General features: G+C 44.4%; 33 protein-coding genes. 13 read left to right on the forward strand and 20 right to left on the reverse strand.

All coding sequences use genetic code 11. The features are described from left to right. Positions 1-20: 20 nt before the first annotated feature. The 12 genes from ACYQZ0_RS01610 to ACYQZ0_RS01665 form a co-directional block, all read right to left on the reverse strand. Positions 21-215: a hypothetical protein gene (locus ACYQZ0_RS01610; protein WP_459774721.1), complete on the reverse strand. Its 195-nt coding sequence runs from the start codon at positions 213-215 to the stop codon at positions 21-23. A 94-nt stretch (positions 216-309) separates the two neighbouring features. After that, the gene (locus ACYQZ0_RS01615; protein ID WP_459774722.1) at positions 310-945 is read right to left on the reverse strand and encodes a bacterio-opsin activator; all 636 of its coding nucleotides are present in this window, start codon (positions 943-945) and stop codon (positions 310-312) included. A gap of 15 nt (positions 946-960) precedes the next feature. Then, the gene (locus tag ACYQZ0_RS01620; RefSeq protein ID WP_459774723.1) at positions 961-2,427 is read right to left on the reverse strand and encodes an IGHMBP2 family helicase; all 1,467 of its coding nucleotides are present in this window, start codon (positions 2,425-2,427) and stop codon (positions 961-963) included. Further along, a complete protein-coding gene (locus ACYQZ0_RS01625) occupies positions 2,424-3,128 on the reverse strand; it encodes a pseudouridine synthase (protein ID WP_459774724.1) in 705 nt (234 codons plus the stop codon). The genes ACYQZ0_RS01620 and ACYQZ0_RS01625 overlap by 4 nt, the downstream gene beginning before the upstream one ends. A 15-nt stretch (positions 3,129-3,143) precedes the next feature. Next, on the reverse strand, positions 3,144-3,482 hold the full coding sequence (locus ACYQZ0_RS01630; protein ID WP_459774725.1) for a c-type cytochrome: 339 nt from the start codon (positions 3,480-3,482) through the stop codon (positions 3,144-3,146). A 10-nt stretch (positions 3,483-3,492) separates the two neighbouring features. Continuing rightward, complete coding sequence (locus tag ACYQZ0_RS01635; RefSeq protein ID WP_459774726.1) at positions 3,493-4,272, reverse strand: ABC transporter permease subunit; 780 nt, start codon at positions 4,270-4,272, stop codon at positions 3,493-3,495. Then, on the reverse strand, positions 4,269-4,985 hold the full coding sequence (locus ACYQZ0_RS01640; protein ID WP_459774727.1) for an ABC transporter ATP-binding protein: 717 nt from the start codon (positions 4,983-4,985) through the stop codon (positions 4,269-4,271). Before ACYQZ0_RS01640 ends, ACYQZ0_RS01635 begins: the two co-directional genes overlap by 4 nt. Then, the gene (locus ACYQZ0_RS01645) at positions 4,973-6,220 is read right to left on the reverse strand and encodes a nitrous oxide reductase family maturation protein NosD (protein ID WP_459774728.1); all 1,248 of its coding nucleotides are present in this window, start codon (positions 6,218-6,220) and stop codon (positions 4,973-4,975) included. Before ACYQZ0_RS01645 ends, ACYQZ0_RS01640 begins: the two co-directional genes overlap by 13 nt. Beyond that, positions 6,196-6,654, reverse strand: coding sequence for a nitrous oxide reductase accessory protein NosL (locus tag ACYQZ0_RS01650; protein WP_459774729.1), 459 nt, complete (start codon positions 6,652-6,654; stop codon positions 6,196-6,198). The genes ACYQZ0_RS01645 and ACYQZ0_RS01650 overlap by 25 nt, the downstream gene beginning before the upstream one ends. Continuing rightward, entirely contained in the window at positions 6,651-7,247 is a 597-nt protein-coding gene (locus tag ACYQZ0_RS01655; protein WP_459774731.1) for a hypothetical protein, read from the reverse strand. The genes ACYQZ0_RS01650 and ACYQZ0_RS01655 overlap by 4 nt, the downstream gene beginning before the upstream one ends. 11 nt (positions 7,248-7,258) lie before the next feature. Next, entirely contained in the window at positions 7,259-9,253 is a 1,995-nt protein-coding gene (gene nosZ / locus ACYQZ0_RS01660; RefSeq protein WP_459774732.1) for a Sec-dependent nitrous-oxide reductase, read from the reverse strand. A 21-nt stretch (positions 9,254-9,274) separates the two neighbouring features. Continuing rightward, positions 9,275-9,613, reverse strand: a complete 339-nt coding sequence (locus tag ACYQZ0_RS01665) for a c-type cytochrome (RefSeq protein WP_459774733.1) — start codon at positions 9,611-9,613, stop codon at positions 9,275-9,277. A 118-nt stretch (positions 9,614-9,731) separates the two neighbouring features. Here ACYQZ0_RS01665 and ACYQZ0_RS01670 point away from each other — a divergent pair, with 118 nt between their 5' ends. After that, complete coding sequence (locus tag ACYQZ0_RS01670) at positions 9,732-10,364, forward strand: class I SAM-dependent methyltransferase (RefSeq protein ID WP_459774734.1); 633 nt, start codon at positions 9,732-9,734, stop codon at positions 10,362-10,364. On the opposite strand, the gene ACYQZ0_RS01675 is transcribed toward ACYQZ0_RS01670, so the two are convergent. Both ACYQZ0_RS01675 and ACYQZ0_RS01680 read right to left on the reverse strand, forming a co-directional pair. Beyond that, the gene (locus ACYQZ0_RS01675; RefSeq protein WP_459774735.1) at positions 10,342-10,938 is read right to left on the reverse strand and encodes a GGDEF domain-containing protein; all 597 of its coding nucleotides are present in this window, start codon (positions 10,936-10,938) and stop codon (positions 10,342-10,344) included. The genes ACYQZ0_RS01670 and ACYQZ0_RS01675 overlap by 23 nt on opposite strands. Before the next feature lies 1 nt (position 10,939). Next, entirely contained in the window at positions 10,940-12,097 is a 1,158-nt protein-coding gene (locus ACYQZ0_RS01680) for an FIST N-terminal domain-containing protein (protein WP_459774736.1), read from the reverse strand. Between the two features lie 13 nt (positions 12,098-12,110). Here ACYQZ0_RS01680 and ACYQZ0_RS01685 point away from each other — a divergent pair, with 13 nt between their 5' ends. Further along, positions 12,111-13,148 carry a lipoate--protein ligase gene (locus ACYQZ0_RS01685; protein WP_459774737.1) on the forward strand — a complete coding sequence of 346 codons (1,038 nt, stop codon included), beginning with the start codon at positions 12,111-12,113 and terminating at the stop codon, positions 13,146-13,148. On the opposite strand, the gene ACYQZ0_RS01690 is transcribed toward ACYQZ0_RS01685, so the two are convergent. Next, entirely contained in the window at positions 13,136-13,504 is a 369-nt protein-coding gene (locus ACYQZ0_RS01690; RefSeq protein ID WP_459774738.1) for a RusA family crossover junction endodeoxyribonuclease, read from the reverse strand. The two genes, ACYQZ0_RS01685 and ACYQZ0_RS01690, sit on opposite strands and share 13 nt — an antisense overlap. Before the next feature lie 19 nt (positions 13,505-13,523). Between ACYQZ0_RS01690 and metG the strand changes: the two genes are divergently transcribed. Both metG and ACYQZ0_RS01700 read left to right on the forward strand, forming a co-directional pair. After that, entirely contained in the window at positions 13,524-13,859 is a 336-nt protein-coding gene (gene metG / locus ACYQZ0_RS01695) for a methionine--tRNA ligase subunit beta (protein ID WP_459774739.1), read from the forward strand. Continuing rightward, positions 13,856-14,467 carry a segregation/condensation protein A gene (locus tag ACYQZ0_RS01700; protein WP_459774740.1) on the forward strand — a complete coding sequence of 204 codons (612 nt, stop codon included), beginning with the start codon at positions 13,856-13,858 and terminating at the stop codon, positions 14,465-14,467. The genes metG and ACYQZ0_RS01700 overlap by 4 nt, the downstream gene beginning before the upstream one ends. Here ACYQZ0_RS01700 and thrC read toward each other — a convergent pair. Then, on the reverse strand, positions 14,456-15,514 hold the full coding sequence (gene thrC, locus ACYQZ0_RS01705) for a threonine synthase (RefSeq protein ID WP_459774741.1): 1,059 nt from the start codon (positions 15,512-15,514) through the stop codon (positions 14,456-14,458). The two genes, ACYQZ0_RS01700 and thrC, sit on opposite strands and share 12 nt — an antisense overlap. A 31-nt stretch (positions 15,515-15,545) precedes the next feature. Here thrC and ACYQZ0_RS01710 point away from each other — a divergent pair, with 31 nt between their 5' ends. From ACYQZ0_RS01710 to mtnA, 5 genes are read left to right on the forward strand one after another with little or no spacing between them, the layout of a single operon-like run. Continuing rightward, the gene (locus ACYQZ0_RS01710; protein ID WP_459774742.1) at positions 15,546-15,950 is read left to right on the forward strand and encodes a secondary thiamine-phosphate synthase enzyme YjbQ; all 405 of its coding nucleotides are present in this window, start codon (positions 15,546-15,548) and stop codon (positions 15,948-15,950) included. Then, positions 15,950-17,248 carry an RIP metalloprotease RseP gene (gene rseP, locus ACYQZ0_RS01715; protein WP_459774743.1) on the forward strand — a complete coding sequence of 433 codons (1,299 nt, stop codon included), beginning with the start codon at positions 15,950-15,952 and terminating at the stop codon, positions 17,246-17,248. The genes ACYQZ0_RS01710 and rseP overlap by 1 nt, the downstream gene beginning before the upstream one ends. 7 nt (positions 17,249-17,255) lie before the next feature. Beyond that, on the forward strand, positions 17,256-17,756 hold the full coding sequence (locus tag ACYQZ0_RS01720; protein WP_459774744.1) for an N-acetyltransferase: 501 nt from the start codon (positions 17,256-17,258) through the stop codon (positions 17,754-17,756). A gap of 4 nt (positions 17,757-17,760) precedes the next feature. Then, the gene (locus ACYQZ0_RS01725; protein ID WP_459774745.1) at positions 17,761-18,147 is read left to right on the forward strand and encodes a hotdog domain-containing protein; all 387 of its coding nucleotides are present in this window, start codon (positions 17,761-17,763) and stop codon (positions 18,145-18,147) included. Between the two features lie 4 nt (positions 18,148-18,151). After that, on the forward strand, positions 18,152-19,129 hold the full coding sequence (gene mtnA / locus ACYQZ0_RS01730; RefSeq protein WP_459774746.1) for an S-methyl-5-thioribose-1-phosphate isomerase: 978 nt from the start codon (positions 18,152-18,154) through the stop codon (positions 19,127-19,129). Here the strand turns inward: mtnA and ACYQZ0_RS01735 are convergent, their stop codons facing one another. Both ACYQZ0_RS01735 and ACYQZ0_RS01740 read right to left on the reverse strand, forming a co-directional pair. After that, entirely contained in the window at positions 19,130-19,420 is a 291-nt protein-coding gene (locus ACYQZ0_RS01735) for a DUF2103 domain-containing protein (RefSeq protein WP_459774747.1), read from the reverse strand. After that, a complete protein-coding gene (locus ACYQZ0_RS01740; protein WP_459774748.1) occupies positions 19,407-20,351 on the reverse strand; it encodes a histone deacetylase family protein in 945 nt (314 codons plus the stop codon). Before ACYQZ0_RS01740 ends, ACYQZ0_RS01735 begins: the two co-directional genes overlap by 14 nt. A 419-nt stretch (positions 20,352-20,770) precedes the next feature. Here ACYQZ0_RS01740 and ACYQZ0_RS01745 point away from each other — a divergent pair, with 419 nt between their 5' ends. Genes ACYQZ0_RS01745 through moaA form a run of 3 tightly spaced genes read left to right on the forward strand, consistent with a single transcriptional unit; the run spans position 20,771 to position 22,763 of the window. Beyond that, a complete protein-coding gene (locus tag ACYQZ0_RS01745) occupies positions 20,771-21,328 on the forward strand; it encodes a TetR/AcrR family transcriptional regulator (RefSeq protein ID WP_459774749.1) in 558 nt (185 codons plus the stop codon). A gap of 51 nt (positions 21,329-21,379) precedes the next feature. Next, positions 21,380-21,820, forward strand: coding sequence for a molybdenum cofactor biosynthesis protein MoaE (locus ACYQZ0_RS01750; protein ID WP_459774750.1), 441 nt, complete (start codon positions 21,380-21,382; stop codon positions 21,818-21,820). Next, positions 21,807-22,763 (forward strand): GTP 3',8-cyclase MoaA, encoded by a 957-nt coding sequence (moaA, locus tag ACYQZ0_RS01755; RefSeq protein ID WP_459774751.1) that lies wholly within the window; start codon positions 21,807-21,809, stop codon positions 22,761-22,763. The genes ACYQZ0_RS01750 and moaA overlap by 14 nt, the downstream gene beginning before the upstream one ends. Here the strand turns inward: moaA and ACYQZ0_RS01760 are convergent. Both ACYQZ0_RS01760 and ACYQZ0_RS01765 read right to left on the reverse strand, forming a co-directional pair. After that, positions 22,760-23,338: a TetR/AcrR family transcriptional regulator gene (locus ACYQZ0_RS01760; protein ID WP_459774752.1), complete on the reverse strand. Its 579-nt coding sequence runs from the start codon at positions 23,336-23,338 to the stop codon at positions 22,760-22,762. The two genes, moaA and ACYQZ0_RS01760, sit on opposite strands and share 4 nt — an antisense overlap. An 87-nt stretch (positions 23,339-23,425) precedes the next feature. Then, on the reverse strand, positions 23,426-24,718 hold the full coding sequence (locus ACYQZ0_RS01765) for an NAD(P)/FAD-dependent oxidoreductase (RefSeq protein WP_459774753.1): 1,293 nt from the start codon (positions 24,716-24,718) through the stop codon (positions 23,426-23,428). A gap of 180 nt (positions 24,719-24,898) precedes the next feature. Here ACYQZ0_RS01765 and ACYQZ0_RS01770 point away from each other — a divergent pair, with 180 nt between their 5' ends. Then, positions 24,899-25,681: a cytochrome c oxidase subunit 3 gene (locus ACYQZ0_RS01770; RefSeq protein ID WP_459774754.1), complete on the forward strand. Its 783-nt coding sequence runs from the start codon at positions 24,899-24,901 to the stop codon at positions 25,679-25,681. Position 25,682 lies beyond the last annotated feature (1 nt).

Below are 25,682 nucleotides of genomic sequence, written 5' to 3' on the forward strand. Positions count from 1 at the left end.
TATTGGAATTCTGAATAGTTTTATACCTTTAAAAGTTTTTTTTTACCTTCCTCTTTTTCTAAGTTGACGAATACAATCTTCCCACCGCTTATTGAGACGATTTTTGAGAGCTTTATTTTTTCGAAATGTATGTAAATATTCTTTTTAAAAAGGTCCGTTACGTTAATCGTTAAATCTCTGATTTCTTTTTCTTTAAAATCTAAACTGAAGTCCATATATACTTGTTTTTCCTTTAAAAAAGGAGCAACAAAGTAGATGTAAATGGATAAAAGAAACAGAAAAAGAAGGAAAAGGAAACGCATTTAAGTTTTATTCTACCCCCATCATCTTGAGGTGGAGTTTTATCTTGTGGAGGAGGTCTGCGGGGTTCTTAACGGGATACTCTATCTTTTCAACTACCTCTTCCGCGTTGAAGCCCTTTATTACAACTCCCTTAACCTTTTCCTTCAGCTCATCGGGTGAGTTAACGGGGAAGTGGGTTCCCTTAATTCTCTTGAGAAGCAGGTAAGCCCAGGGTACTTCGAGGACTTCTGCAACCATCGTGCAGTACTCGTGGAATATCTTGGGTTCTTCTCCCTCTTTCACTTTCTTATAAGCGAGCTTTGCTATACCGCCAGCGGTGTGAACCCTAAGCTCCTTCTTTTCTTCCTTAGTAAGCTCCTCAAGGTGCTGAATCTTGTAAAGTGCAAGTTCGGGGTCAGCCCTGAGTATGTTTCTTACGGTTTGCCTCGTAAGTCCTACAAGTTCCGCTATCTCCTCTTCCGTTTTCAGAAACTCCTCCCTGTAAACGATAACGAAGGAAGCTCTTGCAAGTGAAGGGAGCCATGTAAGGGTTCTGTACTCCGCAAGTTTGTGAAGACCTCCCAGGAGGTCTATCGCTTTGAGGAAAACTCTGGTAACCAGCGCTTCAACGTCAACCTCTACGGGTTTTACCTCTACAACCATTCCGCCACCTCCTTTTTATGGCTTTCTAACTTTTAATATAACTCCTTCTTTTTCTACGTATCTTATTAATTCTTCGTAAACCTTATCCTTGCTCAAAGTTTCTCCGTTTCCCACCATTATGAGCTTCCTTTTTGCCCTGGTAATGGCAACGTTCAGCCTTCTGTAATCCTTTAAAAATCCTATATCCCCATATGGGTTTGCCCTAACAAAGGAGATTACTATCACCTCCTTCTCCCTTCCCTGAAATCCGTCAACGGTTTTTATCTCAAGGTTTTCAATCTTTATAAGTTCCTCAAGGAGATTTACCTGGTCCTCGTAAGGGGAGATTATCCCAACGTTTTCCGGTTTTAATCCAGCTTTTACAAGGTACTCAGCAAGTTTCTTGCACACCTTTGCCTCTTCCTCGTTGTAAAAGGAGCTGCTTCCCTTTCTCTGTCTTTCTTTCCCTTCCGTATCCATGAATACGATTACATTCTCGGGGAGGAGTGCCTCTCTATATGGGGACGGAACTTCTCTTAATCTTTCCTCATTTATGATTTCCTTCAAAGTCTGGTCGGCTACACTCGTGTGGGCTATCAGCTTTCCCCCGTAAAACATTCTGTTTGAGAAATCCATTATCTTTCTGTTCATTCTGTATTGAATCCTGAGGAGTGCGTAAAACTTCTCACCGTAAAGGTCTATTAACCTCTCAAAGAGTGTATAACTTAATCCTTCTTTAGCTTCCTCGCTCAGGACTGTAGGAGGAAGCTGTTTGTGGTCTCCCGCCATTATTAGCTTCTTTCCCTTGACGAGGGGTATCAAGCATGAAGGTTCGGTTGCCTGTGTCGCTTCGTCTATAACAACGACGTCAAAGGTGTAACCTTCAAGAATTTCACTTCCCGCTGTTGAGTTTGTAGTGCAAACGACCTCACTCCTTTTGAGGATTTTATTTACAGCTTTTTCCTCTTCCTTTTTAGCCTTTTCGTAAAGCTCCTTTACTTTCTCCTGAAGCTTTATCCATTTTGCCATGCTCCTGAGAATTTTAGGGGAGAGTCCCCTCACGGGTGTTCCCGTTTTAGCTCTCTTTAGTATCTCCTCGTCGCTTAGCCCCCTCCTGTATCTCGGTTCCGGCCTTACATACCTCTTTTGTTCCTCCTTTATCTTTTCTATCTCCTCGTAAAGCTTTTTAGCCCTCTCAAACTCGGGTTCAAGCTCAAGAAGGTAATCAAGGGTGTGCATTCTTATTGTTTTTAAAACCCTCACGGGGTTTCCCACCCTCACAGCCTTTACACCTTTTTGAACAAGCCTCTCAACCAAGTTATCAACCGCAATATTTGAGTCCGCAACGGCCAAAACTTTATTTCCCCTTCTTACCAGCTCCTCTATACAGGCTACGAGCGTTGTTGTTTTTCCCGTCCCCGGAGGGCCGTGTATCAGGAATACCTTTTCCGCCTCAACCGCCTTTCTTACCGCTTCCTTCTGGTATTCGTTTAGCTCGCTCATCGGATAAGTTTTACAAGTTTCTTTAGGCTTTTTTCCTCTTCCTCTTTGAGCTCCCTCCATTCTCCGGGTTCCATATCCTCATCAAGCCTGAGGCTTCCTATCCTCGTCCTCTTAAGCTCCTTTACTTTGTACCCGAGAGCTTTAAACAGTCTTTTTACTATATGATGACGACCTTCGGTGAGAACAACCTTTAAAGTGTCCTCCGAAAGTTTTTCCGCTCCAACAAGGCTTACAGGCTTTCCATCGAGCTCAACGCTTTTCAATCTCTCAAAATCTATAAAAGGTTTATCCAGCTTAACCACGTATTCCTTTTCAACCTTCCACTTGGGATGGGTTACTCTGTGGGCAAACTCACCGTCGTCTGTCACGAGAAGAAGTCCCTCCGCGTCAACGTCAAGCCTTCCAGCGGAGAAAAGCTTTCTGTTTCCGAAACTCTCCTTAATCAGTTCAAGGAAGGAGGGATATTTAGCCTCTTCTTCCGTAGTTGAGATATAGCCTTTGGGTTTGTAAAGCATAATGTAAACGAAGTCCTTCGGTTTTACGCTTACGCCTTCAACCTCAACCCTTTCCCCCTCTTTCACCTTATACTCCGGTATCTTTACAACTCTTCCTCCTACCCTCACCCTTCCTTCCCTTATGAGCTCCTTTGCCTCCTTCCTCGTTACGTTTATGGCTTTCGCTATATACTTGTCAAGTCTCACGAAATAAAAAATTAATCACTTTTTACCTTCGGACAATTCCCTTTTTAGGTTAAAAATCCATTCAGCTATTAGCTCCGCCTCTTCTTTACTTACCTTCTGGGGAGGCATAGGAACATCTCCCCACTTGTTCTTACTTCCCTTAAGAATACTCTCAACTATCTTATCCCTATCCTTTTCCGAGTATCTTTTGCTTATTTCGTAAAAGGAGGGACCAAGAAGCTTTCTCTTCATATCATGACAGAAGGGACATCCTCTTCTCCCCACAAGTTCCTTAACGTCAACCTTTACTTTTACTTTTTCCCTTTCTTCACAACTGAGTGTAAAAATAACCACTAAAATCAGGAGTAAAGGCATACTTATCCTCCTACAGGTCTTTTTTATTGAAAATAAATATTCCAAAAACGAGAGGTACAAGAATCCAGAGTATCAAAGTCAAAAGAGAAAAGGTTAATCCTAAAGCACTTCCGAGAAAGTTTTTAATTAATAAGCCGGAAATGCCGAGAAGTGCAGCTATATCAAGGTTCAAAACAACGAGAAGTCTTGCAACATCAACGGGATTCAGGAATATTAGTACGGAAACGGGTTTTTCTAGGGGATAATCTTTAAAAATGTATATTAATAATAGAATTAAACCGTCATGCAGTATGGTTAAGTAGGTCCAAAGGGCAAGGATAAAACTCATACCTTTTACTCTATCGTTAAAGAAAACGCTCACCAAAAGTGAAAGGGATACAAATACTCCCGTTAAAAGAACACCCGATAGAATTGTTATTAGAAAAATCTTGAGGCCTTCGTATCCTCTACTCCCTAACAATCCAACGGGAATAGTTCCGGCAAGATAGAACACCGCAAGTAGGAAGTAGAGGGACAAGAAGTTGGAAAGCAAGACCGCTCTCCGTGAAATGGGTTGAGTGAGTAAAAACTTTATAAATTCCTGGGAATCGTAAAAGTAAGTCGTTGTAAACACAGAAGATATGAGGGGAACGATGAGGAGATTTAGGTTCAGTATGCTTACGCTTACCTTCGTTATATCCTCGCTGAGGTAAAAGAAGGCAGAGGTTAGCAAAAAAAGAAATAAAAAGTAAGCCCAAAGCCACTTTACCTTTATAAGGTTTTTTACGTTATATACGAAAAGGGTTTTCACATTCCCTCCTCCAGAATTTTTGCTACCGCCTCTTCAAGGTTCTTGGATTTAGTTTTTCTCTTTATCTCCTCAACCGTTGAGTTTATCCTTATCACACCGTCTATGAGTAAAACGACTCTGTCCGCAAGGGCTTCAACTTCTGACATTATGTGGGAGGTTAAAACTATCGTTTTTCCATTTGATTTCATTCTCATTATCTCCATTTTCATTTTTGTACTCGCAACCGGGTCAAGACCAACCGTCGGTTCATCGAGGATAAGAATATCCGGATTAAAGGAAAGGGCCACCAGGGCGTTCACCTTTTGCTTTGTTCCCCCTGAAAGATTACCTATTGGTTTTTCCATATGCTCCGAAAGTTTGAAAAGCTTAACGAGGTACTCGTAGTATTCTCCCGTTTTTTTTCCTTTCAATTTCCCCACAAGGGAGATTACATCCTTTGGTGTTAGGTTCTGGGGAAAGGAAGGTTCTTGGGGCATGTAACCGACCTTAGCTTTATATTCCTCACTTTCCCTTATACTTTTTCCGTCTACATAAACTTCCCCTTCCGTAGGTATAACGAGTCCCAAGATGCATTTCAGAAGTGTGGTTTTTCCCGCGGCGTTTGGACCGAGTATTGCGGTAATTTCCCCCTTTTTTATCTCAAGATTAACATTCTTAAGAACCGTAACCTTTCCGAATCTTTTGCTTAAGTTTTTTACCTTTATTTTCTCCATCTTACGGGCTCCATGAGGGGCTTTGAATCTTGAACGTTGATGAAAAATAATGCGGGAAATGTTTGTTCAATTAAGTCTAAAATCTTAACAAAAGTACTCCTCAATAAAAGCGATGCAACGGGATTGTTCTCAACTACGTAGGAAAAGAAACTTATTGGCTTGAAGGGAATATCCCCATATCCGTCCCCGTTCAGGTCAAACCCCTTGTAAGCACTCCAGTAATTTTCCTCCAGCTTATTTTGAAAATTCTTTCCGTTTGTGGAGAGGTAAAATGTATTTGAAAAGAAGTTATTTTTAGTTATTAAGTTATTAAAGGAGTTAGCCCACACACGCATAGCCCATCCGTTTTCCATAAAGTCGTTCATCCTTATAACGCTTCTCTGGCACTCGTCCATATATATTCCCGCTGTGTTTTTAAAAAAAATGTTCCTCTCTATGAGGCTGTCGTCTATAGCCTTCAGAAGTAAACCGTAAGAACTTTCCCCCCAGTTAAACTCAAACCTGTTTTCTAACATCTTTATCCTTTTTGAATACATTACGGCAACACCAGCCCCATTTCTCCTGAATGTATTCTTCCTGTAAACATCTCTGTGGGAAAACATAAAGTGGAGTCCGTATCTCCAGTTTCCCTCCGAGATATTCCCCTCTATTAGGCTATCTTTAACGAACTCAAAGTATATGCCGTCCCTGTGTCCCGTTATGTAATTATCTCTTATTAAGATACGTGATGAGTGCCAGGCGTGTATTCCGTTTCCGGAGGCAACTTCCCCAACTCTAAAGGGCCCTTTTATGTAGTTTCCCTCAACTATGCACTCGCTAACGTTTGCTAGGTATACCGCCCAGAAGTTATTAATAAGCCTGTTATTCCTTATAACGCATCTTTTTGCACCTTCTACCTTTATTCCTGCTATATCCTCAAGCTCGCTCACTCCCGAGTTTATGATTTCAAACCCCCTTATTTCAACATCATTCGCAACTATCTTTACAACTTCGTGCTTTTTCTCCCCGTCAATTACAGGAAAGTTAATACCTATTAATTTCACGCTTTTGTTCAGAATTACAGTTCCCTCCCTGTAAACTCCTCCTTTTACCTTTATCGTATCCCCGTTTCTCGCCATGGATATCGCCCTTTTTATGCTCTTAACCTTGCAACGTTCACAAACTAAAATCTCTTTACCGAATAACAGAAAGGGGATTAATAAAAGAAGAACTAAGCTTTTAATTTTTCCTTCCATTTTTCTTTTACGTATTTAAGTATCTCCTCCCACGTAACTACCTTCCCGCCGAAATTCCTCAGAGCTTCCTTTAGGTCTTCCTCACTCTCAAAGGCTACTATATTAAGCCCCATAGGGCTTCTCAATTTCTCACTTATGATAAACTTTGCCCTGCCCACGGGAATGAGTTTCTTTTTTGCGAAATCCGCAACCCACATGGCGAGAATATCTTCCCTTTTTACCTCACCTTTAAGTATAAATGCGGCCATACACTCTATAGAGTCAAATTTGTATACCTTTCCCTTCTTCGTTTTTAACTCCGCCGCAAATCCCGCGTCCGCTGTTATCATTCTGCAAAAGGCACAGGCATCCTTACCGTATCTTATCGGCTCGGGAACGGGCTTAGTTTCACAGGAAAAAAGAATTAATAGAAGGAGGAAAAGAACCCTTATCATGCCCTAACCCCTTGAGAGACTCCCCTGTAATACCTGTCGAGGAGAAGGGCTATAAATCCGAGAACTAAGGAGGCAAAGGCTATAAAAGCACCTATATGGGGCCAAGAACAGGCGTGGAAGTTGAGGAGTGTCTTACAGCCTATTAGAGGAGGTTGATATGCAAGTCCCGGAACTTTTATGGGAGCGTTTGGGTCGAGGTTATGCCCGTATTTGTATTCCCACCACCAGAAGTCCGCTATGGCAAGTATTCCGAATATTACGAAGAGTATAACCCACGCTTTTAAAAGGCTTCTTTTACCCGTAAAGGCACCGTATAAACCGAAAAGAATAAAAAAAGCAAATACAAATGGAAGAATTTTAAGCTCAATAACCTTTTCGGGTTCTATGGGTTGCATTCCTATATAGTGGTTTAGTATGTTTATGTTATAAAGGTCGTTCGGTTTTTCCCCCGTTATCGTGTTTACCCATATTAGCATACCGAGACCTTCGGGATACTGGGGCGCTGTTAGCGTTATCCTCCAGAGTGGAAAGAAGTAAACACCTATGAGAAGTATAGAAGCGAGGGCGAGAAGCCCCCGTGAAATTTTGTTCATAACTTCCCTCCTCAATCAGCGCACTTCCTCTCGTTTCCCATTTGCCAACAGAGCTTAACGTTTGCATCTTTAGGGGAAACCCTTATGTATCCCTGCATTTCCTGGTGAAGTGCGGAACAGAAGTCGGTGCAGTAGAAGGGATAAACACCGGGCTTTTCGGGCTTCCATTTTAGCGTCAGGGTCTCACCGGGCATTATGAGAATGTTTGAAGTTTTTGCACCGAATATGGCAAATCCGTGGGGAATGTCCCAGTCCTGTTCGAGGTTTGTAACGTGGAAGTAAACGGTATCACCCACTTTTATACCCTCTATGTTGTCAGGGGTGAAGTGTGACCTTATTGCGGTCATGTATATGTGAACCTCGTTTCCCTTTCTTACAACGCCTTTTTCCATTGCTTCTGCTTCAGATTTAACCGCATAGGGGTGCTTATTCTCTTCGAGCCTGTATATCTTTTTCTGGCGTTTCGTAACGAGTTCCGCGGGTATCATCTGGGCGTAGTGGGGCTCTCCGTGAGTGGGGAAGTCAAGGAGCATCTTCATCTTCATACCCGAAATATCTATAAGCTGTGCCGCGTGAGGCAGTTCGGGTCCCGTAGGCAGGTATCTGTCCTTCGTTATCTTGTTCATGGCTATTAGATACTTGCCCCAGGGTTTTGCGGAGTCCCCTCCGGGTATAACAAGGTGACCGATGGAGTAGTAAACGGGAATTCTATCAACAACCTTACAGGTCTTGTAATCGTACTTTACGACTTCGGAGGATATAAAGCAGGACGTGTAAGCGTATCCCTTATCGTCAAACTCCGTGTGGAGGGGGCCGAGACATATATTCTTAACTTCGCAGTGGAGTATTGACTCATATCTGAGAACCGGTATTCCCTCTATTTCACCTACGAAATCTTTATTCTTTATGGCATTTATCATTTTCTCAAAGGAGTGTATAGGCTGGTTTATGGATAGCTTTCCGTTACCGACGATGTAAAGTCCGTCTGGAGATACGTCAACTCCGTGGGGGGATTTGGGGGTGGGAAGGTAGTACGCAACTCCCGGGCAGTCCTTCGGTAAAAGAACTGTAACTTCGGTTTTCTTTTCGGATTTGGCTATTCCCGTTTTCGGGTCAACATAGTTATGGTAGTAGAGGGTTTTCATCTTCTTTCCTTTTCCTTCCGCGAGGCATTCTTCGGCCCTCTTCCAGTTAACCGCCAGGATAAAGTCCTTATCCTTTCTCGATGCGTTTATCTCAAGCAAGGTGTGTGCCTGTTCCGTGTTGTAGCTCGTGAAGAAACACCATCCATGGGAAGGTCCCTTACCACAGTGGGCGAGGTCGTAGTCAAATCCGGGAACCAACAGCTGGAAGGCTATATCCATTCTATCGTTCTTTTCCCCTTCAGAATTATCAACCTTTATAAATGTGATTGTTCCCTTAGCCCATTTCTTATATTCGCTTATTGGATAATCCTTCTGGGGGATGGGGACGCTGAACCTCGTGCCGGCAACTACGTATTCGGTGTTCTGGGTTATAAAGGAAGAGGGGTGATTTCCCGCTGAATTCGGTATCTCAATAATTTCAACCGTTCTGAATTCCGAGAGGTCTATTCTCGCAACCCTCGGGGTGTTGTTCGCGTTTATAAAGAGCCATCTTCCGTCGGGCACTCCGTTTGTTTGGGAAAGCTCCGGATGGTGGGTATCATCCCAGGGGATAAATCCGTGGGAGGTCATCAGAAGGGCCCTCGTCTCTTCCGAGTATCCGTATCCGTTTTCCGGGTTAACCGAGAATACGGGAATCGTTCTAAGGTTCCTGCCCGAGGGAATGCCGTGGACACCTATCTGACCGTTAAATCCTCCCGAGAAGAATACGTAAAACTCGTCATACTCACCGGGAGGCACGTAAACCTTTAGAGCGGCTTCCTGCCACTCCTTTGGGAGGTGCTTTGTCTGAGAAAACACAACTCCCAACCCCGTAAGGGCTACAATGACAAGGGAGATTTTTTTCAACTTACTCCCCTTCATATTTATTACCTCCAAAATTTTTTACTTCTCGAGGGAAAGAATCCACTCAACTATCTTTTTTGCCTCTTCTTCCGTAACTGATTGCCTCGGCATGTAGAAAGCCGTTACCTTAATGCCGTATTTACTCGCAAGTCCTTGCCACTTCCCAACACTTCCGGAGGTTATGCTTTTGACAAGAACTTCAACCGCATCCTTCTTCCCTTTGTACTCCTTTGCTATGACCTTAAAGGGGGGACCTATTTTACTTTTCTCGGTATCGTGACACGTTAAACAGCCTTTTTCCTTCAGGAGGGTATTTATATCACCGGAAAAGAGAAGGGATATAGATACAAAAGGCATGAGAAAGAGTAATTTTTTCATTTTTCACCTCCCACTTTTAATTTTATGCTTAAAATCATAAAAGTCAATAATTGATGATTAAATCCTAAAAGCTGATTTTTAAAGGGCTTAAATCCACCTGCAGGTTGATAATATACTTATGGCTCACAAGTTTGACCCTGCGAAGATTAAGAAACTTGATGACCCATCAAGACTTGAGCTCTTTGACCCAGAGAAGGTTTTAAAGGAGTTCGGCATAAAGGAGGGAATGACGGTCCTCGACGTGGGAACGGGTGCGGGATTTTACCTCCCATACCTTTCAAAGCTCGTCGGTGAAAAGGGAAAAGTCTACGCGATAGACGTTCAGGAGGAGATGGTCAACTACGCAAGGGAGAAGGTGGAAAAGCTGGGTCTCAAAAACGTTGAGGTTTTAAAGTCAGAGGAGAACAAAATTCCCCTCCCCGATAACACCGTTGATTTCATATACATGGCCTTCACCTTTCACGAGCTTTCCGAACCCCTTAAGTTCCTTGAGGAGCTCAAAAGGGTCGCGAAGAACTTCGCATACCTTGCGATAATTGACTGGAAGAAGGAAGAAAGGGATAAGGGGCCACCTCCTGAGGAGGTTTACTCCGAGTGGGAAGTGGGCTTAATACTTGAAGATGCAGGTATAAGGGTGGGAAGGGTTGTTGAGGTGGGTAAATACTGCTTCGGTGTTTATGCGGTTATAGTAAAGGAAGAACAGCATAATCCGCTCGCAAACATTCCCTTCAAGATACCGCCTGCTCTTTAGTTTTCTTCTTCTTTAACTTCATTTCATACATTCTCTTGTCCGCAACTTCTATTAACTCTTCGGGTGTTTCTCCATCCTCTGGATAGACAGCTATCCCGTAGCTTGCGGAAATGCCGAACTCCTTAAAGCTTTCCTCTATTTTCCTCCTTATTCTCTCCCCGACCACTTTTCCTATTCCCCTTTCCTTCCCCTTAAGGATTATAACGAACTCATCCCCTCCGTATCTTACGGGTATATCCTCGCTCCTTATGCTATCCCTAATTATCTGAGCTATCTTTTTGAGAACCTCGTCCCCTACCTTATGCCCGTATCTGTCGTTAACCTCTTTAAATCTGTCAAGGTCTATAAAAAGAACCTCAAGGTTTCCGTTGTTTAAAATCTTATTTCTGTTCAGCTCCATCCTTAAAAGTGTCTCAAGGCTTTTCCTGTTAAAGAGTCCCGTAAGGGGGTCGTGGGAAGCTTCAAACTCAAGCCTGTGGGTTAAGCTCTCGTAGCTTTTGAGGAGTTCCTCGTACTTCCTCGTAACCTCGTCTATTATGTTGAGAAGGAGCTTCAGCTTCACACCTTCTCTCATATCAGGCCTCCTTTAGGGCAACAAAGGTAGCGGTCTCGTTGTATAGTTTAACTTTTTTGAAAAACCTGTCCGGACCAACTTCCCCGTAGGTTGCAAAACCAAATAGGGGTGCGTCAAGCTCTCCCGCTATTACCTTGTTTTCCTCTTCTTTCATATTTTCAAGAACGTATTGACGTGCTATACAGGAGAAATTCAGTATAAGTTCCGGGCATTCTATATTTCTCTTTACCTTTTCAACTTCTTTCTTTGTATTTTCTATTATCTGCTCAGGAGTTCCAAAGGAGAGCATAAACTTGCCTCCTTCGTAAACGGGTGCGAAAAACTCAACGTAATCTTCTCCTATCTCCTTAAAAGTCCTCTGAATCCTTACGTATCCTTCCTCGTCCTCTAAAATTACTATAGGGCAATACCAGAGATATTCAACCTTTTTCTCAAGTCCCTTTAAGAATCTCTCAACTATCTCCTTAAAAGGTGTTTTCCCGTCAACCTCGTAAATCTTGTAACCTTCCGCTCTTGAAACGGTGTAAACGGGACTTATAGGCTTGAAGCCTGAAGATATCCCCATGGAAAACTCAACATTTTCAAAGGTAACAACGACAAAACCGTTCTTAATAATTTTTCCATCGTAAAACTGGAAGGTCCTGAGCTCGTTGTTATACCTCCTTCCCGAGGAAACGCCTCCCACAAGGTTAGGGTAAAAATTCCTTGAGGATAAAAGCCTTCCCAAATCTTCAATGAATAAACCTAAGCTTTCATCTTCCCAAGAGGATATGAATATGTTTAGGTTATTTTTGTTTTCTTCAAGATAATCAATTAACTTGGTTATAGTTCCGTTTTTCGTATAATTTTTAATTCCCTCGTCCGCGTAAACGTTTACCTTCCCCCTATTTTCAAACTTTATGAAGCATACAGCTATACCCTCAAATATGTCCGTGTTTGCTATTGCTTCCGTTGCATGAAAGGCAACGTAGTCCTTTCCGTTTACGTCAAAGACTCTTTTTATGTCCCTATCAAGATGCTCGTAGGGATACTTATAGTTCAGGGCTATGAACATAAAGTCAAAGTCCGATAAGATTCTATCCTCGGTGAACTTCCTCTTTATCTCCTCAAGGGCCTGATAAAGAACTGGCTTCCGAGAAGCGTAAACTATGCTTTTCATTAAATTAATTTTAATGAAAATATACAGGGCAGGCATTCAGGGAAACTTGAGGTCAATAACACTTTTCCACGCAATGGCTCGGCTTGGGTATGAAGGGTTAATAATAACTTCCCCCTCGGATACCTACGTAAGCGTCGGATACTTTGACAAGACGGAGGAGATAATAGACCTGAGAAAATGTAGAGAGCTCGGAATTCCCGTCATAAGACGTGAGATAGGAGGGGGTGCTGTTCTCCTCCACGAAAACCAGGTTTTCTACCAGCTAATACTAAACAAGAAAAGGGTTCCCTTTAGGGTAATGGAAGCCTACAGAAGGTTTTCCGAGCCCGTCTTAAGGGTTTACGAAAGACTCGGCGTTGAAGTTGAATACAAACCCATTAACGATATAGTCGTTAAAAGGAATAAGAAGAAGATAAGCGGTCAGGGTGCAGCGGATATAGAGGACTCTTTCGTCTTTGTCGGGGGAATACTTCTGAGGTTTAACACGAAACTTATGTCCGAGCTTTTCAGGGTTCCCGAGGAGAAGTTCAGGGATAAGCTATACAAGAGCCTTGAGGAAAACATAAGCTGGGTTGAGAGGGAAACGGGAAGGCTTCCCTCCTACGAAGAGGTTGAGGAACTTCTCGTTGAGGAGTTTTCAAAGATAATCCCCTTTGAAGGTGAAGAGGAAATTCCTAAGGAAGCCCTTGAGCTCGCAGACAGACTGAAGGACGAGTTCACCTCCGATGAGGTTCTCCTTGAGGACACGGGAAGGAAACACAGGGCGATAAAGATAAAGGAAGGGGTTCACCTCAGAACCGGTCTCCACAAGGCAAAGGGAGGACTCATAAGAACGGAAGTTTACACCGATGGAGAGAAAATACTTGAGGCGAGGATATACGGGGACTTCACCCTTTATCCGAGGGATAAGATAAGGGAACTTGAAGAACGTTTGAGAGGTGTTAAGTTTGATAGGGAGGAGATAAAAAGGGTTTCGCAGGAGTTCCTGAAGGGTGCGGACTTTCCGGGTGTTGAAGCAGAGGACCTGGTAAAAGCCCTTTACGGGGATTGAAAAGGCTTTATCCTTATGTAAACACCTTCCTTTCCCTTCTCCACCTTCTTTACCGTGTGAACCTCGTATATGAGGTTATCGTTCTTTATAATTCCAGCTTTCTCCATAACGTCCCAGAGTGTTTTTAACATGTTGTCTATGTCCCTCTTCCGCCTGTTTGGAAGGATAATTGTTATATCAACGGATATCTCGTAATCTATGGGCTCTCCCTTATACTGCTCCCTCAGCTCCCATAAGGCTCTTGCTTCCCAGTTTACCACCCTCGGGTGCTTGAAAACCTTCCCCCCTTTTCTTCTCACATACCTGTTGCTCTTCGGAACGGGAAGCTTTGATAGGAAAAGCTCTATCCCATCCATCGTTTAAAATAGTTTTATCATGGAAGAAAAGGTAATAATAGGCATAGAGGATTTCCTACAGGTTGATTTGAGGGTTGCAAAGGTATTGGAAGCTGAGAGTGTTGAGGGCTCCGAAAAGCTCCTCAAGCTCAGGGTAAGCCTGGGCGATGAAGAGAGAACGATTGTTGCGGGAATAGCGAAGTTCTACAAGCCCGAAGAGATTGTCGGAAAGAAGATAGTAATAGTTGCGAACCTAAAGCCGAGGAAGATATTCGGCATAGAATCTCAAGGTATGCTCCTTGCAGCCTCGGACGGGGAGAACCTCTCCCTCATAGTTCCCGATAGGGACGTTAAAGAGGGTGCAAAGCTCAGTTGAGATACTTCCGCTTTGAAGAGGAACATCCCTTCTCCCTCATTCTTCCCCTGATAGAGGAGGGGAAGCTTGACCCCTGGGAGGTTGATATAGTAGAGCTCGCAAACCTTTACCTTGAGGAGTTAAAAAAGAGGGAAGTTCTTGACCTTAGAATACCCGCAAGGGCAATAGTTGCCGCATCCTTCTTGCTCAAGAAGAAGATAGAGGTTCTCTTTCCGAAGCCCCCGAGAAAACCGAGAAAGAGAAAGTACTCTCTACAGGAAATAGTGGGCATGTTTGAGGAGGAATACGGAGAGGTTGAGGAGGAGCTGAAGGAAAACGTGAAGAAAATAAAAAGGGTCGTGAGAAGGAGAAAAAGCCCAAATAAAAAGGAGAAAAAGGAAGAGGAAGTTCCCGTTCATGTTGCTAAGTTTGAGGATGTCCTAAAAGAGATATGGGAGCTCCTGAAAAGCCTTGACGTGGGAACGAGGGTGAGTTTTTTAACGTTCCTTAGGGAAAGGGATATCGTTCCCCAGTTTATGGCACTCTTATACCTTGATTATGAGAATAAGATAAGGATTTATCAGGAAAGACCTTTCGGGGATATAGAGATAGAAATCTTAGAAGCCTAATATCTCTATTACCTTTTCAAGCTTCGGAGGAACGGATACGGGCTCTTCGCAAACCTTTATTGCGGTATCGGGGTCCTTTAGGCCGTTTCCCGTAAGGGTACAGGTGACGACCTCGCCCCCCTTAAAGAAGCCTTCCCTAACGAGCTTTATGAGTCCGGCAACGCTTGCAGCGGAAGCAGGCTCACAGAAAACACCTTCGGTTGATGCGACAAGCTTGTAAGCGTATAAAATCTCACTATCGCTCACCGCGTCAATCTTCCCGCCGCTCTCCTGTGCAGCCTTGAGTGCGGACTTCCAGCTGTAGGGATTTCCTATCTTTATAGCGGTCGCTATCGTCTGGGGGTTCTTTATGGGGTATCCCTTAACTATAGGTGCTGCTCCCTCAGCCTGCCATCCCATCATTCTGGGGAGCTTCGTAATCTTTCCCTCCTCGTAGTAAGTCTTAAAGCCCTTCCAGTATGCGGTTATGTTCCCCGCGTTGCCCACGGGTATGAAGTGGTAATCGGGTGCGTCCCCCAGAACGTCGCATATCTCAAAGGCCGCGGTTTTCTGCCCCTCTATCCTGTAAGGATTTACCGAGTTCACAATCTCAACAGGGAATAACTCACCTATCTTCCTTACTATATAAAGGGCATCGTCAAAGGTTCCCTGGATGGCGAGAACCTTAGCCCCGTAAATCATAGCTTGGGAGAGCTTCCCTATAGCAACTGCACCCTTCGGAAGGAGGACGTAGGCTTTCAGACCGGCCCTTGCCGCGTATGCCGCCGCTGATGCCGAAGTGTTTCCCGTTGACGCACATATAACCGCCTTCTTTCCCTCTTCAACCGCTTTTGATATTGCGAGAGTCATTCCCCTGTCCTTAAAAGAGCCCGTAGGATTAAGACCTTCATACTTTAGGTATATCTTTCCCTTGAAGCCTATAGCTTTTGCGAGGTTGTCGGCCTCTATCAGGGGTGTGTTTCCCTCGTATAGGGTTACTATAGGTGTTTTTTCGTCAACGGGCAGGTACTTTCTGTAATGCTTTATGATTCCTTCCCATTTATCCATAGCTCGGACTAAGGATATTATAATTTAAGGCATGCACGAAGTTCTAAGGATTAGAACGACAAAACACACGAGCATAGTTAATATAACCCACCAGGTTTCGGAAGTTGTGAAGAGGTCGGGGGTGAAAGAGGGGTTATGCGTAGTTTACACGCCCCACACGACCGCCTGTGTGTTCGTCAACGAGGGGGCGGACCCTGACGTTGTGAAGGATATCGTTTACTCCCTTGAGAAGTTAATCCCTTGGAACGACCCCTCATACGCCCATATGGAAGGGAACTCCGCAGCCCACATAAGGAGTGCGGTCATAGGAAACTCAAGGGTTATTCCCGTGATAAACGGAGAGCTTGCCCTTGGAACGTGGGAGTCGGTATTTCTCGGGGACTTTGACGGTCCCCGTGAGAGAAAGGTTATAGTTGTTGTTATAGGAGAGAAGTGATGACGTTAATAGCCTTTTTAGTATTAATAGGTGTCCTCGTATGGGTTCACGAGTTTGGACACTTCTTAATGGCAAAGCTCTTTAAGGTAAGGGTTGAGATATTCTCAATAGGCTTCGGCCCCCCCATAGTGAGGAAGAGATGGGGCGAAACCGTTTACCAGATAGCGGCTGTTCCCCTCGGAGGCTTTGTAAAGCTCTACGGGGAAGAAGAAAACGTTAATGACCCTTACGCCTTTTCCTCAAAAAAGCCCTGGCAGAAGATACTCATAGCCTTCGGAGGACCTCTTTTTAACGTTATATTCACCCTTTTCGCCTTCACCCTAATATTCACCGCGGGTGTGGAAGTTCCCAAATATCTGAAAGAGCCAGTTGTCGTGGGATATGTTGAGAAGGACTCTGTAGCTCAAAAAGCAGGAATAAAACCCGGGGACAGGATAGTTAAGGTTGACGGATACGAGATAAAAAGCTGGGAGGACCTGAGAGATGCACTTATAAACCTTTCGGTAAAAGGGGTAAAGGAAACAACGCTAATCGTTGAGAGGAACGGAAAATTTATAGAGCTTAAGGTTCCCGTTCCTGATGTTACAACAGGTGAAGGAAGACTTGGCATAGCCCCCTACATACCCCCTGTGGTAGGAAGTGTAAAGGAAGGAACACCCGCACACCAGATAGGGCTAAAGCCCGGAGACGTAATTCTCAAAGTAAACGGAGAGGAGATAAGAACCTGGTATGAGCTCGTTGAGAAGGTGAGAAAGAGCAAAGGCAAGCCCCTTAAGCTCACCATAAAAAGGGGAAACGAGATTATTGAAAAGGTTATCGTTCCCGCAATTGACCCTAGGACGAAAACACCCTTCATAGGCATCCAGCCGAAAACGGAATTTGTTCTTGAGAAGCATTCAATAGGTGAAGCTATCTCCCTTGCTATCTCAAGAACTTACGAGCTCACAGTCTTAACCTTTAAAACCATATGGGGATTGATAACGGGAAGCGTTTCCTTCAAAACCCTTGGGGGACCCATAGCTATAGCCCAGTTTGCAGGTCAGGCGGCCCAGAGCGGTTTAATCCCCTTCCTCTCAATGATGGCCTTTATCTCCCTTCAGCTTGCCATATTCAACCTACTTCCTCTCCCCATACTTGACGGGGGACTTATCGTTCTCTTTGCCCTTGAATGGATAAGGGGAAGACCCCTTCCCGAAAAATTCAAGGAATACTGGCAGAAAGCGGGACTTGCAATAATACTCACCCTCATGGCTTTCGTCCTTTTAAACGACATTCTCAGACTTCTGGGAGTAAATTAAACCTACTATGATAAGGAAAGCGACGGTAAGGGACGCTAAAGCCATATACAACCTCCTCACCGATTACGCAAAGAGGGGGGTTTTACTTCCGAGAAGCTTAAACTCCATATACGAAAACATAAGGGATTTCTGGGTTTACGAGAGGGAAGGTGAAGTTATAGGATGCGTTGCCCTTCACGTAATGTGGGAGGACCTCGCGGAGATAAGAAGCCTCGCGGTTAAGGAAGAACACAAAGGCGAGGGGATAGGATACCTCCTTGTAAAGAAAGCCCTTGAGGAAGCATGGGAGCTCGGTGTAAGCAAGGTGTTTTCCCTAACCTACGTTAAGGAGTTCTTTATAAAGAAGTTCGGTTTCAGGGAGATAGACAAGTCCGTTCTTCCCCACAAGGTATGGGGCGAGTGTATAAACTGCGTAAAGTTTCCCAACTGCGACGAGGAAGCGGTAATGGTTGAGCTCTCAGAGAGCTACATAAAGTCCCTAAGAGATAAGCAAGCCCTTAAAATCTAAAACTATGGAAGCGAAAACACACCTGAAGATAGACCGAAGCTTAAGCGGAGAACCCGTGGAGCTGGGAAAAGGATACGCAAAGGTTTTATTGAGAACCTCAGAAAACATGGTTTGCGATGAGAAGGGTCTCATTCACGGGGGTTTCATATTCTCCTGTGGGGATTACGCTGCAATGCTTGCGGTAAACCACCCGAACGTTGTCCTCGCTGGTGCTGATGTTAAGTTTCTTAAACCCGTAAAGCTCGGAGATGAGCTTCTTTGCGAGGCAAGAGTTATTGAGAATAAGGGAAAGAAGAAGACCGTAAAGGTTGAGGGATTTGTAAACAGCGAGAAGGTTTTTGAGGGGACTTTTTACACGGTAGTTCCCGAGAAACACGTTCTTGAGAGGTAAAGGTATGGAGGTAAAGCCCTTTATATGGAAGGGGGACAGGCTCCTTCTCCTTGACCAGAGAAAGCTACCCCATAAGGAGGAGTGGCTGGAGCTCAAAACTTACGAAGATGTTGCGAGTGCTATAAAGGATATGGCGGTAAGGGGTGCTCCCGCAATTGGTTGCACCGCAGCCTACGGCTTCGTTCTCGGAGTGAAGATACAGAAGGAGAATCCCAAGCTTGTTTACGAAACCCTGAAAAACACAAGACCAACAGCCTATAACCTCTTCTGGGCGCTTGACAGGATGTTAAAGGCCCTCAATGAGGGAAAGGACATTGAAGAAGAGGCAAAGCTTATAGAGAGGGAGGACTACGAGGCAAATAGGAAGATGGGGGAACACGGGAACGAGCTAATACCGGAAGGTGCGAAGATACTTACCCACTGCAACACGGGTGCCCTCGCAACCGCCAGATGGGGAACAGCTCTCGGTGTTATAAGGAGTGCCCACTACAGCGGTAAGAATGTTTTCGTCTGGGTTGATGAGACGAGGCCTTACCTTCAAGGCTCAAGACTTACCGCCTGGGAGCTTCTCAAAGAGGGCATACCCCACAAGATAATAACGGACAGCACTGCGGGATTTCTCATGAAGAAGGGGCTTGTTGACCTCGTAATAGTCGGTGCGGACCGAATAACCGTAAAGGGAGACGTTGCAAACAAGATAGGAACTTACACCCTCGCCGTTCTATGCAAGGAGCACAACATACCCTTTTACGTTGCTGCTCCTACCTCCACGATTGACCCCAATATAAAGAGCGGTGATGAAATTATCATAGAAGAGCGTTCGCCCCAAGAGGTAAAAACCTGCGGTGAGTGTCCCATAGCGCCCGAAGGTTCCGACGCCTACCACCTTGCCTTTGATGTGACGCCTTCGGAACTTATAACCGCGATAATAACGGAGAAAGGAGTATTTAAGCCTGAAGAGATAACGAAAGCCCTTGAGTAGTTATCCGAAGGTTTCTTTAAACCTCTTTTCAAATTCTTCGTAATCCTTACAAACCACGAATACCTCCTGAACGGAGGTTCCCGTTTTGTAAAGGAGCTTATACCCCGTTATCGTTCTGTATTTCAGGAAAAGCCCCTTTGAGCCCCTTCCCCTGTTCTGTCTTATTATCCTTCCGGGAATTATGCTCTCAACACACTCCCACTTCTCAATTTCCCTAAGGTAATCCTCCAGACCCTCAAGGAGATGGTGTTCAACCTTTACCTTCCCTTCCCTGTATTTAAACCTCGCCATCCTTCAACATCTCCTCAAGGGTTATTAACACACACTCCCCGAGAGCCCTCAAGTTATACCCGCCCTCAAGGGCAAACAGAACCGGCGCCTTCACCCTTTCGGAAGCGTCAAGTATGCTTCTTACGATAAATCTAACCCCTTCGTTTGATACATTCAGGTATGTGAGAGGGTCGTCCCTGTGTAGGTCGTAGCCCGCGGATACGAGGACAAAATCGGGCTTGAACCTTTCAATTAACTCTGGAAGAAGTTTTCCGTAAACGGGTTTATACTCTTCATCCCCCGCTCCCGCATCCATCGGGACGTTTACCGTGTAGCCGTATCCCTTACCCGCTCCCCTCTCGTCCGCACTGCCCGTTCCGGGATAAAAGGGATACTCGTGGGTTGAGAAGTAAAAAACTGTGTCGTCTTCATAAAAGCTCTTCTGGGTTCCGTTCCCGTGGTGAGCGTCAAAATCTATTATGAACACCCTGTTTAAGCCCTTGACCTTCCTGAGGTAATGAGCTCCTATGGCAACGTTGTTAAATATGCAGAAGCCCATGGCCTTTGCGTATTCCGCATGATGTCCCGGAGGCCTCACCGCACAGAAAACCCTATCAACCTCACCGCTCAGAATTCTGTCTATTCCCTCAAGAACACCGCCTACCGCATAAAGGGCGACGTCGTAGCTCTCAGGCGTTGCGTAAGTATCCGGGTCCAAGTAGCCCCCACCCGATTTGCAAAAATCGTGTATCTCCTGTATGTAGTTCCTGTCGTGGTTAAGTGCTACTTCATCAATTGTCGCTCTTCTCGGCCTTATTTCAACAAGTTCCTTCCTTATTCCCGATTTATCAATATGTTCAAGTATTGAGATAAATCTGTTCTTATTCTCGGGATGGTCGGGCCAGTCATGTTTTAAGTAAATATCATCGTAAACGAAACCTACCTTTTTCATAATTAAGTAGTATAATTTATTTAAGAACGAGGCTAAAAAGCCCTTTAAGGCTCCTTGGCAAAGGAATAGAGAGTGTGCATCGGGATATAAAGGTGCATTGATGTTTTGATGATAGGTTTATTTACACCTTGAGTAAAGCGAAGAAAATGAGGCTAAATTTTTGAGCCTTTTCCCGCACTCCGAATTTCCGAAAATTATGTGGAGTTTCTTGAGTTTGGAAATTCCGTAAATTATTCATAGAGCTCTATAATCTTTACAAAAGGGTGCGGGGGTTCCTAATTAACCGTGTGGAGTTGAAAGTTAGGGGGAATACCTCCGTTCCAGTATCCCCTTCTCGTATTCTGTTCCTAATTAACCGTGTGAAAGCTCAATTATCAAAGTTTTAGAAAAACAAGAGGTATAAGTATATATTTGCTTATATGGGAGAGAAGAGGTCGGATACCAAGGAGAAAATACTTGAATCTGCTTTAAAGCTTTTTTCCAAAAAGGGTTTTAGGGAAACTACGATAAAAGATATAGCTAAAGATGTAGGTATTACGGAGGGAGCCATTTACAGACACTTTACGAGTAAGGATGAGATAATACAGGAACTTCTGACGAGTATAACGAAGGAAATGAGGGAGATTATTTCCGAAGCCCTTTCTTCTTCGGATAAAGAGGAGGAAATCCTTGAGAATATAATTAACAGTCTGATAGATTACGCATTCTCAAAGCCCGAATCCTTCAGGTTTCTCAACCTTTACCATCTTCTAAAGGATTCACCTAAGGTTACGAACCTCCCCGGAGAGCTCATTCTTAAGTTCTTGAACAACTTGAAAGCCAAAGGAAAGCTCAAGACCTATCCAGAGATAGCCCTTGCGATGATAACGGGAAGCGTTGAGAGGGTATTCATCTTTAAAGAGAGGAAGTTTCTAAAGTATAAAACACCCGAGATAAAGAGGGAGCTTACTCAAGCATTAAAGAGGGCTTTACTTTAGGAGCTTTTTAACTAAATTTAAATATGACAAGTTTGTCATATGGAGGGAAACATGATACCTAAAGTCTATGTAGGCTACGAGTGGTTCGGGGCTGAGAAAATCCTTTCTGAGTATCAAGTTCCTCCCGACTGCGGTGCTCAGGTTTTATTCCTGGGTATCCCGAGAAGTGCTCCCGAAGACGGGGATATAGAAGCCCTTGAGTATGAAGCATACCCCGAGATGGCAATAAAGGAGATGGAAAAGATAAGAAAAGAGACGATAGAAAAGTTCGGCGTAAAGGAAGTTTTTATTCACCACAGATTGGGGCTCGTAAAGGTCGGAGAACCTTCCTTCCTGGTTCTTGCTGTTGGGGGACACAGGGAAGAGACCTTTAAGGCCTGCAGGTATGCGGTTGACGAAACAAAGAAGCGCGTTCCCATATGGAAAAAGGAGATATTCAAAGATGGTAAGGGAGAATGGGTTTTAGGAGAGAAGAAAGATGCTACTGGATAAACTCGGAAGACCCTTAAGGGTTTTGCGAATATCCCTTACCGACAGGTGCAATCTCAGGTGCAGTTTTTGCATGCCCCCAGACAGGACCTATAACTTTACCGATAACCTGATGACACCGGAGGAGATAGAAAAAACGGTAAAGATATTTTCAAAACTCGGCGTCAGGAAGGTAAGACTCACGGGCGGAGAACCACTCTTAAGGAAGGATATCGTAGAAATAATAAAAAGAATTAAAAATGTAGAAGGAATAGAGGATATAGCCCTAACAACAAACGGAGTTTTTCTCGGGAAGAAATTAAGGGGACTGAAAGAAGCCGGGCTCAAAAGGATAACGGTAAGTGTTCACGCCCTTGACCAAGAAGTAAACAGAAGAATAACAAACAGAAACGTAAACCTCAAAGAGGTTCTTGAAGCTGTGGAAGAGGCAAAAACACTCGGTTTTAAGGTTAAGGTGAATAGCGTAATAATAAGGGGGGTAAACGAGGACCAGGTAATCCCCCTTGCTTCATACTTTAAGGAGAGAAAGATAACGATAAGGTTTATTGAGTATATGGATGTAGGAACCCTAAACGGGTGGGATTACGATAAGGTGTATACAGCGAATGAAATACTAAGGGACATTGCTAAATACTTCAGTTTCAGACCTCTTCCTAGAAAACCGAACGAGACTGCTTTAAGATTTGTTTACGACGATGGGGGAGAGTTCGGGATAATAGCTTCCGTGACGAAGCCCTTCTGCAAGGGCTGTGACAGAATTAGGCTTTCCGCGGACGGGAAGGTTTACACCTGTCTTTTTGCTGAAGAGGGATACGATATAAGGAATTCGGAAAATCCCGAAGAGCTTTTAAGGGATATATGGAAAAACAGAGAAGACAGATACTCGGAGCTCAGGAATGAGTTAAGAAAGAGTAAAAAAGTAGAGATGTTTAAAGTCGGAGGTTAACACTTTCTTAAGCCGTTAAGGATTATCTTTTTAACGGTTTCCGGGTCCTTTATTATCTTCCCCTTTCTTCCCTTTAGAAACCACTGGAAGGCTTTCGCCTGCATAAAGCCTATTAAAGAAAAGGCAACCTCATCAAGGTCTATATCTTCCCTGAACTCTCCCTTTTCCATTCCTTCCTTTATAACTTCTTTGAGAATGTTTGCATACTCCTCAAGGAAGAGCTGAATCCTCCTCTTTATGCTTCTTTTGTCGCTTCGCGAGAACTCAAAGCATATAACCGGAATTATTCCCCTCGTTTTCTCAAGAAGCTCCATATGCCCCTCAAGTATTCTCTCAACCTTCTCGGTAGGCGTCTTTCCAAGGCTTACAGCTTCTTTCGTTCTGAGTATGCACTCGTTTGTGTAACGCCTTATTATCTCCTCCGCTATCTCGTCCATTGATGAGAAGTGTTTAAAGATAGCGGCATCGCTTATTCCTATCCTCTGGGCAAGATTCTTTGCGGTAAATTTTCTCAAACCTTCCTGAGCTATTATTTCCGCCCCAACCTTTAGTATCTTATCCCTCGTCTTTACCATAGGAATAATATTAATGAAAAATTGTGGAAATTAAATATTTACTAACTTACCTAAGTTATAAGAAAAAGTAATAGAAAGGGAAGGGGCTTAGCACCTGCTTCCGGGTGCCCCTTCGCAATCCTTACACAGCTCTATGGGGTGAACCTTAAGGAATATCTCAAGGGCCTTTTCTTCAAAGGAAGGAGCTATGTTTCCGTTCCTTACCTTCCAGAGGAAGTATTTCTCAAAGGCGCTCTTTAACCAGTGAGCCCACTTTCCTTTCTTCGCTATCACCCTTTCCCTCGGAGGTATTACGGGGTCCGCAAAGAAGAATCCCGCATCCTCTCCGAAGTCAGCTATACATATCGCGGAAAGTCTCGGTGCGAACCTGTCAGGGTTGTTTCTTATGTCGTTAACTATGTTGTGGGCCACGGCCATAGCCATCTGTTCAATCATCATTCCCGTTTTCGGTCCTCCCGTGGGTATGGGAGTCTTTTCTATGGGAGGTATCGCGGTTACAACTCCGACACCGAATATGTTCTTATAGGTGGGGTTCTGGAAGCACCTGTTTACTATAACCATCTTGTTTGCCGGGTTTGCCACTTTGTCCCCTGCGGAGGCTACAACCTCTGGTCCCTGGAATCTGGGCATGAACATCGTAAAGCTTGCGGGAACCTCGTGGGTATTTCCGTTCAGGTCCTCGTATATAACCTTATTGGGTTCTATTGCCTTAACCGCAACGTTCGCAATCCAATCAATATTCCTTTCCGCGAAGAGGTCCTCCACAAACCTCTTTGAAGGTCCAATTCCGCCAACACCGAAGTGTCCTATGTAGGGTTCGGATGTTATGAAGGTTATGGGAACTTTATACCTTATTCCCCTCTTCTTCAGCTCGTAGTGAAGCATTAAAGCAAACTCGTAAGCTGGACCGAAACAGCTCACACCGGGAATAGCACCTATTACAACGGGTCCAGGATTTGCGTAAAGTTCTTGGAGTTTCTTTTGGGTTTCAAGAGCGTGTTCCGCGGTACAGATGGAGGTTGAGTTCTCTTCTTGTCCTTCGGCACCGAAAACGAGCTTAGGCCCGGTTGCTATAACGAGATAGTCGTACTCAATCTTTTTCCCCGATTGGGTTGTAACCTCGTTCCTGTCAGGGTCTATGCTTTCGGCTTTCTCGTTAATGAACTCAATGTTGAACTTTGGAAGAAGGGGTGCGAGGGGTATTGAGATATCTTCAAACCTCCTCCATCCCATCGCGAGGTGAGGGAATGAAGGGGTAAATCCGAAGTAGGGCCTGTCCGAGATGAGGGTAATTTTCAGCTCGGGCATTAGGTGCCTGAGGTTGTAAGCGGTTGCTATACCTCCTATTCCTCCTCCTATTACTACAACATGCTTTGCCATATTTCCAACCTCCATTTGTTAATACTAACCTACAAACATACTATTATAAGTTGTGAAGGAAGTATAAAGCCTGCTTATTATTAACATTTATTAATACTTTTATTAGCTCTACTTATAACCACTGAAAATAGGAGTTCTCAAAATATTTAGAAGGCTTATAAAAGGTAAGGAGGTGAAAGAATGGCGAATGTTGAAGGAACTCACCACCACCACGAGGAAGTAAGCGTATGGCCCTTTGTGATAGGTATAGGTATGCTACTTACTCCTATTTCTCTTACCGCTTACTTTGCGTGGCAGAACCAGATGGTAGGACTCGTAACGGGAGGACTTGCTCTCCTCTTTATTCTGTTCGGTGCCGCGGGATGGGCTAACGAACACTTCTCCAAGGACCCCGAATACGGACTTGGTGCAATGGGAACATACTTCTTCATCATCACCGAAGCGGTCATATTCGGAACGATGTTCGCAGCCTATTACACCGCAAGAGTAGGCCACGCACACGAATGGGCTAACTGGGTCCCCGAAGGAATAAGCCTTCCCATGGCGGGACTGCTAACCTTAATCCTGTGGGCATCAAGTTATACGATATGGAGAGCGGAGGAGATACTTGAAAACGAAGGGGATAATGGAAAAGCCCTCAAGTGGGTGTTTATGACCTTTGTCCTTGGCGCACTGTTCGTAGTGCTCCACGTTAATGAGTGGATGCACCTCTGGCATGAAGGATTCACCCTCAGTTCCAACATGTATGGAACGGGCTTTTACGCATTAACGGGACTCCACACCTCACACGTTCTTCTCGGACTTCTCATGCATCTTTACAGCATGTGGCTACTCGCGACCGGAAAACTTTCCCAGCAAAGGCCTACCGTTCTGAGGGCAACGTCCGCGTACTGGCACTTCGTTGACTTCATGTGGCTTCTCGTAGCAGGTTCGGTATACGTAATAGGAACTATGGGTATATAAG

Source organism: Aquifex pyrophilus (genome assembly GCF_054656935.1).